Origin of the sequence: Amycolatopsis alkalitolerans, assembly GCF_006152065.1 — a bacterium.
Lineage (GTDB): Bacteria > Actinomycetota > Actinomycetes > Mycobacteriales > Pseudonocardiaceae > Amycolatopsis_E > Amycolatopsis_E alkalitolerans.
The window spans coordinates 278,868-291,443 of the sequence record NZ_VDFW01000001.1 but is presented as its reverse complement, the minus strand read 5'-3'; the positions used below and the strand labels follow the sequence as shown (position 1 = coordinate 291,443).

The following is a 12,576-nucleotide window of genomic DNA, read 5'->3' as shown; positions in this document are numbered from 1 at the left end:
AGTATACCGGTCTGTTTAGTTACGCTAGCCGAGGTAGACAGATCTGTATACCTGGAGGTCCGATGTGGACGGCAGCGCTCGGCGCCGGCTTCGTACTGCTGTGGAGTTCGGGTTTCGCCGGGGCGACGCTCGGCGCCGGTTCCGCGGGCGCGGTCACCCTGTTGGCCTGGCGGTTCGCCATCGCGGCCGCGCTGCTGCTTGCCTGGCGGCGGCCGAAACGCGCGTGGCTCGGCTCGCAGATCGTGGTAGGCCTGCTGTCCCAGTGCTGCTACCTGTTCGGCGTGTACGAAGCCGCCGCGCTGGGCGTCGCGGCGGGCACCACGGCACTCGTCGCGGCACTGCAACCCGTCGTCTCGGCGGTCATCGACCGGGCCACGCGCCGCCAGTGGATCGGCCTCTGCGGCGGGCTGGCCGGGGTCGCCGTCGTGGTTTCCGGAGACCTCTCGGGCCATCTCGGCACGCCGTGGTGGGCGTATCTGCTCCCGTTCGGCGGGATGCTCGCGCTCGTGGCCGGGAGCCTGATCGGGCGCGGGACGAAGCCCGGCATCGCCGATTCGCTGGTCATCCAGTGCACGACGAGTGCCGTGCTGTTCACCGTTCTCGCGGCCGCGATCGGCATGCTCACGCCACCGGACAGCGGCCGGTTCTGGTTCGCCATCGGGTGGGTCGTGGTGCTGCCGACGTTCGGCGGTTACGGCTGCTACTGGCTGCTGCTGCGCCGCACCTCGCTGACGACGGTGTCGACCCTGCTCTACCTCACCCCGCCGACCACGATGCTGCTCGCCTGGTTCATGTTCGGCCAGCAGGTCACCGTCCTCGGGCTGGCGGGCCTGGGGATCTGCCTCGCGGCCGTGGCCCTCGTGCTCGCCCCCGCGAAATTGTCGTACCCCCGGGGCATGATGGCGACATGTTCCTCGCCGACGTCGTCAGTGCCTCCGCCGAGCTCGCCGCCACGCGCTCGCGCAAGGCCAAGATCGCGACGCTGGGCGAGCTGATCAACCGCGCCGGCCACGGTGAACTGCCGGCCGTCGTCGCCTTCCTCACCGGTCAGCCGAGCCAGGGGCGGATCGGGACGGGCTGGCGCACGCTGGCCGAGCTCGGCGCGCCCGCCGCCCGCGGGCCGACGCTCACGGTCGCCGAGGTCGACACGACGCTGGGCGAGGTCGCGGACATGTCGGGCAGCGGATCGGCGAAACGCCGCGTGGATGCGCTGCACGCGCTGTTCGCCCGCGCCACGGCGGAAGAGCAGCAGTTCCTCTTCCGCCTGCTCACCGGGGAGTTGCGCCAAGGTGCGTTGGAGGGCGTGATGCTCGACGCGGTCGCCGCCGCGGCCGAGGTGCCCGGCGAGGCCGTGCGGCGCGCGTTCATGCTGTCCGGGCAGCTGCCGGTGACGGCGCTCGCCGCGGTCACCGGTGGTGAGGCGGCGCTGACCGGGTTCGGTCTGCGGCTGGGCAGGCCGCTGCGGCCGATGCTGGCCTCGCCGGCGGAGTCGCTCGACGAGGCGTTGCGGGAACATTCCGAGGCCATCGTCGAGTACAAGATGGACGGTGCGCGCATCCAGGTGCATCGCATGGGCGACGAGGTCCACGTGTACACGCGGACGCTGCGCGAGATCACGAAGAACGTCGCGGAGCTGGTGCGGCTGGTCCGGGAGCTGCCGTGCGAGGCCGTCGTGCTGGACGGCGAGACGCTCGCGCTCACCGACGACGGCAGGCCCCGCCCGTTCCAGGAGACGATGAGCCGGTTCGGCAGCACGCGCGAGGAGCAGGTTCGCGCGCTGCTGCTGCGGCCGTACTTCTTCGACTGCCTGCACCTGGACGGGCAGGATCTGCTCGACGCGCCGCTGTCGGAACGCAACGCGGCGCTGCGCTCGGTGGCCGGTGAGCACCTCATCCCGGGTGAGGCCGAACCGGCCGATCCGGCCGCGATCCTCGATTCGGCGCTCGCGGCCGGGCATGAGGGTGTGATGGTCAAATCGCTGGATTCGGCGTATGCGGCGGGGCGGCGCGGGCGTGCGTGGCTGAAGGTCAAACCGGTGCACACGCTGGATCTCGTGGTGCTGGCCGCGGAATGGGGGCACGGGCGCCGCACGGGGTACCTGTCGAACCTGCACCTCGGCGCGCGCGATCCGGACGGCGGGCCGCCGATCATGGTCGGCAAGACGTTCAAGGGGCTGACCGACGAGCTGCTGGCCTGGCAGACGAAAGTCTTCCAGGAGCTCGAATCGCGGCGTGACGACTGGGCGGTCTACGTGCGCCCGGAACTGGTCGTCGAGATCGAACTCGACGGCGCGCAGATCAGTTCCCGGTATCCGGGCGGGCTCGCGCTGCGCTTCGCCCGGGTGGTCCGGTACCGCCCGGACAAGGACCCGGCCGAAGCGGACACGATCGGCGCGGTGCGCGCCACGGTGAAGGGAGACGGGCACGGTGAAGGGAGATAGGCGAGCCACGCGGAGGGGGTCCGCCGGGGGTGGTGGCCGGGCCGGCGGACCGGAGGAGCGATTCGAAGATCTGGTGGACCGGTTCACCGGGCTGCCCGACGTGGCCCCGCCGGGCAGCACCGGAGGCAGGTTCGGCTCGCACGCGCTGCGGGTGCGCGGCAAGATCTTCGCGATGTTCGTGCGCGGGCGGCTCGTGGTGAAGCTGCCGAAGTCCAGAGTGGACGAGCTGGTCGAGGTGGGCGAGGGGATCCGGTTCGACGCCAACAAGGGCACGCCGATGAAGGAATGGCTCGCCCTGGCACCGGAGTCGGAATTGGCTTGGCATCCAGTGGCGGAGGAGGCGATGCTCTTCGTTCGTGGCTGATGTGGTGATAGTGACCGGTCCGCCGGGCGCCGGGAAGTCGACGGTCGCGGCTCGGGTGGCTCGTGGCTACCCCAAAGCCGCCCACCTGCACACCGACGATTTCTGGCACTACCTCGTGGCCGGGGCCATACCGCCGTACGAACCGGCCTCCCACGCGCAGAACGAGACGGTGATGGACGTCATCGCCGGCGCGGCGTTCGCCTACTCGGCCGGCGGGTTCACCGCTGTAGTCGACGGGATCGTCGGCCCGTGGATGCTCGGCCACTTCCGTGCGCAGGCGCGGCTTCACCCGGATGTGCCGGTGCACTACGTGGTGCTGCGCCCGCGTCGTGAGGTGGCGCTGGCTCGCGCGCGGGGCCGGACGGCACCGGACGCGCTGGTGGACGAGCATCCGGTCCTGCTCATGTGGGACCAGTTCGCCGACCTCGGCGCGCTGGAGCCGCATGTGCTCGACACGTCCGACGAGGAGAGCACGGCAACGGAGAGGCGAGTCGCGGAGGCTATCGCGTCGGGCCGGATGGTGCTTTGACCGGCAAGCCGGAGGTCCCTGGCGAACGGTCGCCAGTCACTGGTCCGACGGAAAGCAGGCGGACACGGTCCGCAGCCGACCTGCTCGTAGAAACCCGTTTCCGCCGTGGCTGCCGTCGGACTGGTAACGAGCAGCCCAGTACCGTTGCGCTGTGACCGCACCCGCGTTCGCTCGGCGACGTCTCGGGCCCCCGGCGTTGATGGGCGGTGGGCTCGCGCTGGTCGGTGCCGCCGGGTACGGGTTTCTCGCGCTGTCCGGACACACGCTGCCGACCGGGGACGCCGCCGCGATCGCCTCGCTCTACCTGCTGATCAACATCATCGGCCCCGGTGTGTTCACCGCGGTCGAGCAGGAGGCCAGCCGGAGCATCAGCTCCGGGATGGCGGCCGACGTCGTGCGGCGGCGGGCCACGGTCGCGGGCGCCGGGCTGCTCGGCCTGGTGGTCGTGCTGCTGCTCGCGGTGTCGCCGGTGCTGGTGCCCGAAGCGTTCGGCGGTCGCTGGGCGCTGTTCGCGGCGCTGGTCCTGGGCTCGGCCACCTCCGCGGCCGTGTACCTCGTCCGCGGCCTGCTGGGCGGCCAGCGGCGCTTCGGCGGTTATGCGGCCACGCTCGCGTTCGAGGGCGTGGGACGGCTGCTGCCGTGCATCCTGGTCGCGGTGCTGGCCGCGCCGGGGAGCGCGGCCTACGGGCTGCTCTTCGCGGCCGGGTCGGCCGTCGGGGTGCTGGCGGGGCTGCCGGCGCTGCGCGGCGGCGTGCCCGGGAACGAGGGCGCGCCGGAGCGATCGCTGACCGCGATGGCCGCGGCCATCGCGGTGCTCGCCGGGGCGACCGTCCTCGCCCAACTGGTGGCCAATCTGGCGCCGGTGATCGTGTCGGCCCGGCTGGACGAGGACACGGCGACGGCAGCCGCGTTCGCGTCGGCATTCGTGCTGGTCCGCATCCCGCTGTTCCTCTTCGCGCCGGTGCAGGCCCTGCTGCTGCCCACGCTCACCGCCGCCGCGACCCGGGGCGACCTCGCCGATTTCCGGCGCAAGCTGCGGCTGATCCTGACCTCGGTCGCGGTGGTGGGTGCGGTGGGGGTGGCAGTGTCGTTCGCGCTGGGTCCGTGGGCGCTGCGCGTGTTCTTCGGCGCCCGCGTCGCGCTGCCGGGTGTGCTGCTCGGCTGGCTGGCGCTGGGCACCGTCGCGCTGATGGTGGCGCAGGTGCTGCAGCCGGCGTTGGTGGCGCTGGGGATGCACCGGGCGACGACGCTGTCGTGGCTGCTGGGGTCGGTAGCGCTGACGGGATTGCTGTTCCTGCCGGGTGACCCCGTCGACATCGCCGTGCTGGCACAGCTCACGGGCTCGGTTCTCGTCGTGGCGGGCATGGTGATCGCCGCGCGCACAGCGTTGCGTGGACCCGTAAAACGGTGACTTAAACTGCTGCCGTGGAGAGACAGCCGCCCGGTGGACGGGTCCTGATCATCGTTCCGGCCTGGAATGAGGAACCGTGCATCGGGCGAACGATCCACGAGATCCGGACGGCGCTGCCGGACCTCGATGTCCTGGTAGTCGACGACGGCTCGACCGACGGCACGGTCGCCGCCGCCCGGCAGGCGGGCGCGACCGTGCTCGAATTGCCGTACAACCTGGGCGTCGGCGGCGCCATGCGAGCGGGGTTCAGGTACGCCCTGCGGCGCGGCTACCACACCGCCGTCCAGGTGGACGCGGATGGCCAGCACGATCCGCGCGAAGTCCCCGCGCTGCTCGCCAAACTGGACGAGGCCGACATCGTGATCGGCGCCCGGTTCGACGAGGACGGCGGCTACCGGGTCCGGGGGCCCCGGCGATGGGCGATGGTGGTGCTGGCGAAGGTGATCTCGCGGCTGGCTCGCACCAAGCTCACCGACACCACATCGGGGTTCCGAGCGACCGGGCCACGTGCGCTGCCCCTGTTCGCGCGGTACTACCCGGCCGAGTACCTGGGCGACACCGTCGAGTCACTGGTGATCGCGCTGCGTGCCGGCTGCCGCGTCACGCAGGTGACGGCCCGGATGCGGCCGCGCAGCGACGGACGCCCCAGCCACCGGCCGATCAAGGCCGGGGTCTACCTGTTTCGCGCGGGGTTCGCGCTGCTACTGGCTCTGGTGCGGCGCTGGAGGGTCGCGGTCGAGCCGGCGCCGGTTCCGGTGAAGGGCGGCGTGTCGCGATGAGTTCGTACCTGGTGGCCCTGTTCGGCAGCTTGCTGATCCTCGCCGGGATCTTCGAATTGCTGCGGCGCCGGCAGCTCAGCGAAAAGTACGCCGTGCTGTGGCTGGTCGTCGGGGTGATCATCCTCGTGCTGACCGTCTTCCCCGGCCTGCTGACCGCGCTGAGCAGGCTGACCGGCGTCACGCTGCCAGTGAACCTGCTGTTCTTCGTGGGCATCACGTTCCTCGTCGGCGTCGCGCTTCACCTGTCGTGGGAGCTCTCGCGCGTCGAGAACGAAACCCGGAAGCTGGCCGAGGACCTGGCGATCATTCGGCTCGAGTTCGACGAGTACAAGAAGCAGCAGCATGACCCTCGTTGACATCCTCATGCCCTACTACGGCGACGCCGCCCTGATGCGGGCCGCCGTCGAAAGCGTGCTCGCGCAGGACGATCCGCGCTGGCGCCTGACGGTGGTCGACGACGGCCGCGAGCCCGGGGTACCCGAATGGTTCGCCGGGCTGGACGACGACCGCGTCCGTTACCTGCGCAACGAGCGGAACCTGGGGGTGACCGGCAACTTCAACCGGTGCCTCGACCTCGTCGAGCACGAACTCGTCGTGCTGATGGGCTGCGACGACCGGATGCTCCCGAACTACGTCGCCACGGTGCTGGCCGCGCACGAGGCGAGGCCGGAGGCGGGGATCATCCAGCCTGGCGTGCGGCTGATCGACGGCTCCGGCAGGCCCGCCCGCACGCTGGTCGACGAGGCGAAACGGCGCGTGTACGCACCGGCGGTGCGCGGCCGCCTCACCATGTCGGGCGAGGCGCTCGCGCTGAGCCTCGTGCGGGGAGACTGGCTGTACTTCCCGTCGCTGTGCTGGCGGGCGAGTAGCCTGAAAGGCGTGCGGTTCCGGCAGGATCTGGGGGTCATCCAGGATCTGGCGCTGCTGCTCGAACTCGTCCAGGCCGGCGAGACGCTCGTCGTCGACGAGACCGTGTGCTTCGAATACCGCCGCCACGCCGGCAGCGAATCGTCGGCGACGGCACAGACCGGGGCGCGTTTCGTCGAGGCCGAGCGGTTCTTCCTCGACACCGCCGACAGCATGCGCGCCCACGGGTGGGACCGCGCGGCGCGGGCCGCGGAACTGCACTTGTCCTCGCGGCTGTTCGCGCTCAGCATGCTGCCGGGCATGCTGCTGGCCCGGCAGGGGCGCGGTGCCGCGACGCTGGCCCGGCACGCTTTCGGCCGCCGTCGCGCCGGTACGCTCACCGGGGTGAACGCTCCCGGAGCCACCGACGGTGCCGACTACACGGACCGGCTCATCCGGCTCGAACAACCGTGGTGGAAACGAGTCCTGAACGTCCAGGCGCCGTACCGGTGGAACGTCCGGCGCCTGTTCGGGGATCGGGAGGTGCTGGACGTCGGGTGCGGTCTGGGCCGCAACCTCACGCATCTGGCGCCGCGCGGGGTCGGGGTCGACCACAACGCGCACTCGGTCGAAGTGTGCCGCGAGCGCGGACTGACGGCGTTCACGACCGAAGAATTCGGCGAGACCGAGTACTCGCGGCCGGGGCGGTTCGGCGGCCTGCTGGCGGCCCATCTGATCGAGCACATGACTCGCGGCGAGGCGGTCAAGGTACTCGCGGGCTACCTGGACTGCCTGGCGCCCGGGGCTCGCGTGGTGTTCATCTGCCCGCAGGAACGCGGCTACGCCACCGACAGCACGCATGTCGAGTTCACCGACTTCGACGGCCTCACCGACGTCGCCAGGCAGCTGGGGCTCGCGGTGGAGCGGCGGATCTCGTTCCCACTGCCACGGTTCGCCGGGAAGGCCTTCCCCTACAACGAGTTCGTGCTCATCGCCCGCAAGCCGTGAGCTGATACAGCTTGTCCGGCCCGTCGGCGTCGACGAGCCGGAATCCCGGCCGGTTGCCGGGGTCGGCCAGGCCCGGGTACTTCGCCGTCTCCGGCGAGCCCGGCCAGAAGAGGTTGTCGGTGACGACCAGGTACCCCACGCCAAGGCGGTTCGCGATCTCGCAGACCCGGGGGTCGGCCGCGGCGTCGATCAGATGCGCCGACAGGTAGTCCTGGTCCGGGGTGGTGGCGATGACCAGGTTCGGGATCAGCACCGGGCGGTCGTACAGCGCCCACAGCAGCACGCTGCCGTTCCAGGGGTTCCCCGCGACCTTCGCACCGGCGGGCAGCTCATGCTGGATGCGGGCGAAGAAGGCCCGTTCGCGAGCATCGAACAGCCGGTTGCCCGGTTCACCGGCCGCCTTGGTGTAGTGCCCGGCCAGGATCGAGATGTGGCTGCGCACGTACAGTCCGCCGGTGACGGCGAGCAGGATCGCCCCGAGTATCGACGCGACCAGAACCTCTTGCGCTCTCGGAAGAACGCGGCGTACCAGCGCCACCAGGAGCAGGAGCGCCGCGACCGTCAGCGGGACGGCGGTGATCGGGATCATGGCGGCGAGCCGGTGTGAGTCGTTGTACCAGTAGCCGGTGAACTTGTACGTGGACGGCTTGTTGACCCCGGCGCTGACGACATACAGGGCCGCGGACAGCACCTGCCCGCCGACGAGCCAGCGCCAGCCGCTGCGCCACAGGCAGTAGACGACTCCCACCAGGACGAGCGCGGAGAGCACCCACAGCGGGTCGTACCCGGGTGCCGCGTTGCTGAGGACTTCACCGGCCGCGTGCCCGGGCGTGGTGACCGGCGGCCACGGCATCGTGCGCACGGTCGCGAGCGCCGGTGTGGTCGCGGCCCACCACCAGCCGAGCAGCAAGACGGCCACCGCGCCCGCGATCTCGGCGAGGCCACGCCATGGCCGGCGCCAGGCGCGGCGAAGCAGCATGGTGCCGACCGGGAAGATCGACAGGGCGGCGACGCTGAACAGGACGTTGGGATGGCCGAGCGCGAGCGCGACCAGGATGACCGGCAGCAGCAGCCAGGCCCGGCCGCGGCCGATCGCGTCCTCCCTGGCCACCCCGAACAGCGAAAGCACGGCCCCGAGTGAAGCGGGGGCCAGGGACATGCCGAGCAGGTTCGGCCACAGCACACCGAAGCTGAGCAGGCCCCACGGGTACGCACCGAAGCCGATGCTGACGACCCCGGTGACAGCCAGCGCAGCCGGGGAACGTCCGAAGATCTGCCGGGCCAGCAGCAGGCAGGACAGCGGCCAGAGCACCAGGGCCACGGTGGCGGCCATCAGGTTCGTCGCGACGGGTACGGACGCGACGCCGCTGAGCACCACGAGCGACACGAGGTCATGCCACGCGCCCGGGTAGAACGCGGGCGGGATGCCGGGCGAGCCGAGGCTGCCGAGCGTCAGCGAGGACGCGTTCCCGGAATCGAGGATCGAGGCGACGGCGTTGTAGTGGAACACCCCGTCGAAGGTCTGTGAGATCGACTCCGGTTCGCCGGCCCCTCGGGCGAACGCGATCGCGCCCAGAATCGCGGCGACCACCAGGCCGAGCAAGGCCGCCAGCGTGAGCCGCCGCGGGTCGGGCTCACGTGCCCGGACCCGGCGCCGCAGGAGAAATGCGCCGCCGCCGATCACGATCGCGACCGCCGCGCACGCCATCACGACGGCACCGACCGACCAGGAAATGCCTGCTTTGCCGGCGACTACGGCGAACGAAGCGGTGATCGCCACGGTCACGATCGGCGCCACCGCCCAGGCGGCGATGCCGCGCAGTCCGATCGGGTAGGTCACCAGAAGGCCCGGTACGAGCAGCCATGCGACACAGACGAGGCCGACCGGAATCGACGCGAACCAGCTCATTCCTTACCTTTGTCCCCTGCTTGGGGCCCCGCCGGAACGGGGCCCCAAGCAGAGTACGTGACTCAGTTCGACGCGTAATAACCGAACAGGTCGGCGATCACCTGGACGGTGCCGAACCGGTTGTAGAAATCGATCGCGGAGCCGTTCACGGCTGTCACGACCGCGTTGGGAATGGTCTGTCCCGCCACGAAGTTCAAATTGGACGAGGCAGGACGGGCCACATTGGAGGGATAGACAGTGAGAAACCCACCATCGGTGGATCCGGTCACCGTCACGTTGAGCACGAGCCCGGCGGCGTTCGCCAGCGGGCCCGCGTTCCCGGGACCGGCGGTGTCGGTCAGCGGGAGCGCGAGCACCCCGCCCGCCCCGACCGGCGCCGGTTGGCCGGGCGCCACGCCCTGACCGCTGCGGGTGTCGAGCAACCGTTGCGGGGTCGAGGTGTGGAACTTGTACCCGGTGCCGCTACTGGTGAAGTAGCCGAACAGGTCGGCGATCACGTGCACCGTGCCGAACCGGTTGTAGATGTCGACGACACCGTTCGACCCGACCGGAACGGTGACCAGGTTCGGAATCGTCTCCCCCGCAACGAAGTTCAGGTTCGACGACGCCGGACGCGACTGCCCGTCAGGGTAAAGGGTCAAGTACCCGCCGTCGGTCGACTCGGTCGCGGTCACGTTCAGCACCACGGCCGTCACCCCGCTCGAGGGCACCCCGTTCGCACCGGTCACCTGCAACGGAAGCGTGGCGCCCGTACCGAGGGGCGCGGTGCCCGAGGTCCCGATCGCGGACCGGGTGTCGAGCACCCGAGCCGGTGTGAGCGGGTTGTACAAGCTGCCGGCACCGGTCGCGTAGTAGCCGAAAAGGTCGGCGACGACGTGCACCGTGCCGAACTTGTTGTAGATGTCGACCACGCCGTTCGACCCGACCGGAACGGTGACCAGGTTGGGAATGGTCTCGCCCGGCACGAAGTTCAGGTTCGACGACGCCGGACGCGGCTGCCCATCGGGGTAGAGCGTCAGGAACCCCGAATCGGTGGGCTCGGTCGCGGTCACGTTCAGCACGACGGCCGTCACGCCGCTCGAGGGCACCCCGTTCGCACCGGTGACGTGCAACGGGAGCGTGGCACCGGCGCCCAGGGGTGCGGTGCCCGAAGTCCCGATCGCGGACCGGGTGTCGAGCACCCGGGTCGGAGCCACGGCCGTGAAGGTGCTGCCCACCGACGCCGGCTTGGCGGCACACAGGGCCTCGACGAGGGTGGGGGCCTTCGGTGTGCCCAGCCCCGTCGCGAGGTCATAGCCCGTCCCGGCGGAATAGAGATTCCCGGTGTACCCGGAATCCGGGATCACGTTGGTGCCTGTGGTCACGTCGGTCAGCAGGTTCGCGTTCTGGTACAGGGCGGGGTTCACCAGCCCGACCGCTCCATTGGCCGCGCAGGACTGGCTCGCGTCGGACAGCGCGATGATCGCGGCCCACAGCGGTGCCGCCCCACTCGTGCCGCCGATGATGGTCCAGTACTGGGACGTGGCGTCGTGGCCGTAGGCGACCAGGTAGCCGGTGCTGGGATCGGCGAGCGCCGACACGTCGGGCACCTGCCGGCACTGTTCGCCCGAGGCGGCCCCACAGACGTTGCTGTAGCCGGCACCCTGGACACCGCTCTGGTAGTTCGCGGCACCGGAAAGCACCTCGTTCGGGGAAACGCCACCGCCGCTCGCGCCGGACGGGTTTCCGGTGGTGTTCCAGGTGGACTGGACGACGGAGCTGCCGCCCGAGGGCAGCGTCATGCGAGTGCCGCCGACACCGAGGACGTTCGGCTGCGCCGCGGGGTCGTCGACGGCCAGTTCGCTGCCGTGCGGGCTGCCCGCGCCCTGGTAGCAGTCGGTGGATCCGGAGTCGCCCGAAGCGGCGACCACGGTCTGCCCCTGCGCCGCCGCGGTCTGGAAGATCGTCGCTTCCGAGCTCATCAGGGTCGGGTCCACGTCACGCAGGTTCGGCTCGCAGATGCCCCACGAAGTGGAGATCACCTGCACCGAGTCGTCGGTGACCATGCGCCGGTACACGTCGAGGTACTGCGCGGGCGACGGGTTGTCCGGTCCCTGGTAGACGGTGATCCCGGCGCCCGGGGCGAGCCCGGCGAGGATCTCGATGTCCAGCGCGGACTCAAGGCCGACGCCGGTGTTCATGTCCGCCGGCGCGGTCGGGCCACCGTCCACTTTGACCGCCGAGACGGAGGTGCGGAGGCCGAAGCACTGTTTGAACGCATCGATGTCGGCCTGGGAGTAATTCTCCAACTCGAAGACACCGACGTTGACACCGCTGCCGATGTTGCCGTACTGGTTGTACAGCTGGGACGTACCGTAGGCGTAGTTCGCCGAGAGCGTGGCCGGCTCCCAGTAGTCCTGGGTGTCGGTCAATCCGTTGCTGGCCAGCACGTTCTTGATGTCCGAACAGTACGACGGCGTGGCGGTGTTCGGCTGGAACGGCGAAGAAGCCGAGGTGGGCGCCGCCACGGTCCGGCTCGACCTGGTGTGATGGGCGACAGGTTTGACCAGGTCGTTCAGCCCGACGATGCCGGTGACGACCGCGGCCGCGGTCGAAGGCAGTTCGGCGGCGTCCGTGTTGGCGTAGGAGGTCCGCCCGTCTGCCAGCCGGTACCCGGCGAAGCCGACGTGCAGCGCGCGAGCCGCCTCACCGATTGTGGTGTGCACCGGAATGGAGAGCCCGTCCGCGCTGACCGGGCCGGGCTGCAGCCCTTGTGCCTTCAGGGCCTCGGTCACCGTGTCGATCGAAGCCTTGCTGGGCCCGAACGTGGTGGCGAACTGGCCCTTCTTCAGATACTGGCGGTACTGCGGGGAGCCCGGAGTGGACACCGCGGTCACGAAAGCCTGCAGCGCGGCGGGGTCGCGCGGGGCCAGTTCCACATTGAGCTGAACCGGCTGATCGGCGGCCGGCGCGGCGAGCCGTGCCGCACCGTGGGGTACGGCCGGCACCGAACCGACCGGCCGCAACTCGGGAGAAACCGCCGCACCGGCAACGGGAACCTGGGCGACCGAAATGCCCAGACCAATCGCCGCGGCGAGTATCACCGGCCGGTATCTGTTCCATCGTCGGGCGGCAGAGCGCGCCACGGAAACCTCCTCCGGAAAACAAAAACTGATGTCGCACAACCCCCGAGCGGGGGACTGGGAATCGTTTCCCGGCTCCATCCCCCAGAAGTGCGACGGAACGGAGGAAAGTTAACAGATGGAATGCGCCCTGTCGCCCCTGTCAGATAACGATTTCCGCCGTTACGC

General features: G+C 70.3%; 10 protein-coding genes. 8 read left to right on the top strand and 2 right to left on the bottom strand.

Annotation, left to right across the window (positions count from 1 at the left end; translation table 11 throughout):
- Positions 1 to 62 precede the first annotated feature (62 nt).
- The 8 genes from FG385_RS01305 to FG385_RS34210 all read left to right on the top strand — a co-directional run bounded on the left by FG385_RS01305 (position 63) and on the right by FG385_RS34210 (position 7,377).
- The gene (locus FG385_RS01305) at positions 63 to 995 is read left to right on the top strand and encodes a DMT family transporter (protein ID WP_139094697.1); all 933 of its coding nucleotides are present in this window, start codon (positions 63 to 65) and stop codon (positions 993 to 995) included.
- A complete protein-coding gene (locus FG385_RS01300) occupies positions 908 to 2,440 on the top strand; it encodes an ATP-dependent DNA ligase (protein ID WP_139094696.1) in 1,533 nt (510 codons plus the stop codon). Before FG385_RS01305 ends, FG385_RS01300 begins: the two co-directional genes overlap by 88 nt.
- A gap of 73 nt (positions 2,441 to 2,513) precedes the next feature.
- Positions 2,514 to 2,804 carry a TfoX/Sxy family protein gene (locus FG385_RS01295; protein WP_235022302.1) on the top strand — a complete coding sequence of 97 codons (291 nt, stop codon included), beginning with the start codon at positions 2,514 to 2,516 and terminating at the stop codon, positions 2,802 to 2,804.
- The gene (locus tag FG385_RS01290; RefSeq protein ID WP_139094695.1) at positions 2,797 to 3,333 is read left to right on the top strand and encodes an AAA family ATPase; all 537 of its coding nucleotides are present in this window, start codon (positions 2,797 to 2,799) and stop codon (positions 3,331 to 3,333) included. The genes FG385_RS01295 and FG385_RS01290 overlap by 8 nt, the downstream gene beginning before the upstream one ends.
- 151 nt (positions 3,334 to 3,484) lie before the next feature.
- Positions 3,485 to 4,744, top strand: a complete 1,260-nt coding sequence (locus tag FG385_RS01285) for a polysaccharide biosynthesis protein (RefSeq protein ID WP_139094694.1) — start codon at positions 3,485 to 3,487, stop codon at positions 4,742 to 4,744.
- A gap of 14 nt (positions 4,745 to 4,758) precedes the next feature.
- Positions 4,759 to 5,523, top strand: coding sequence for a glycosyltransferase family 2 protein (locus tag FG385_RS01280; protein WP_139094693.1), 765 nt, complete (start codon positions 4,759 to 4,761; stop codon positions 5,521 to 5,523).
- Positions 5,520 to 5,879, top strand: a complete 360-nt coding sequence (locus FG385_RS01275) for a DUF2304 domain-containing protein (protein WP_139094692.1) — start codon at positions 5,520 to 5,522, stop codon at positions 5,877 to 5,879. The genes FG385_RS01280 and FG385_RS01275 overlap by 4 nt, the downstream gene beginning before the upstream one ends.
- The gene (locus FG385_RS34210) at positions 5,866 to 7,377 is read left to right on the top strand and encodes a glycosyltransferase (RefSeq protein WP_200834242.1); all 1,512 of its coding nucleotides are present in this window, start codon (positions 5,866 to 5,868) and stop codon (positions 7,375 to 7,377) included. Before FG385_RS01275 ends, FG385_RS34210 begins: the two co-directional genes overlap by 14 nt.
- Here the strand turns inward: FG385_RS34210 and FG385_RS01265 are convergent.
- Positions 7,358 to 9,286, bottom strand: coding sequence for a DUF6541 family protein (locus tag FG385_RS01265; RefSeq protein ID WP_139094691.1), 1,929 nt, complete (start codon positions 9,284 to 9,286; stop codon positions 7,358 to 7,360). The two genes, FG385_RS34210 and FG385_RS01265, sit on opposite strands and share 20 nt — an antisense overlap.
- Before the next feature lie 62 nt (positions 9,287 to 9,348).
- Entirely contained in the window at positions 9,349 to 12,411 is a 3,063-nt protein-coding gene (locus tag FG385_RS01260; protein WP_160148700.1) for a S53 family peptidase, read from the bottom strand.
- Positions 12,412 to 12,576 lie beyond the last annotated feature (165 nt).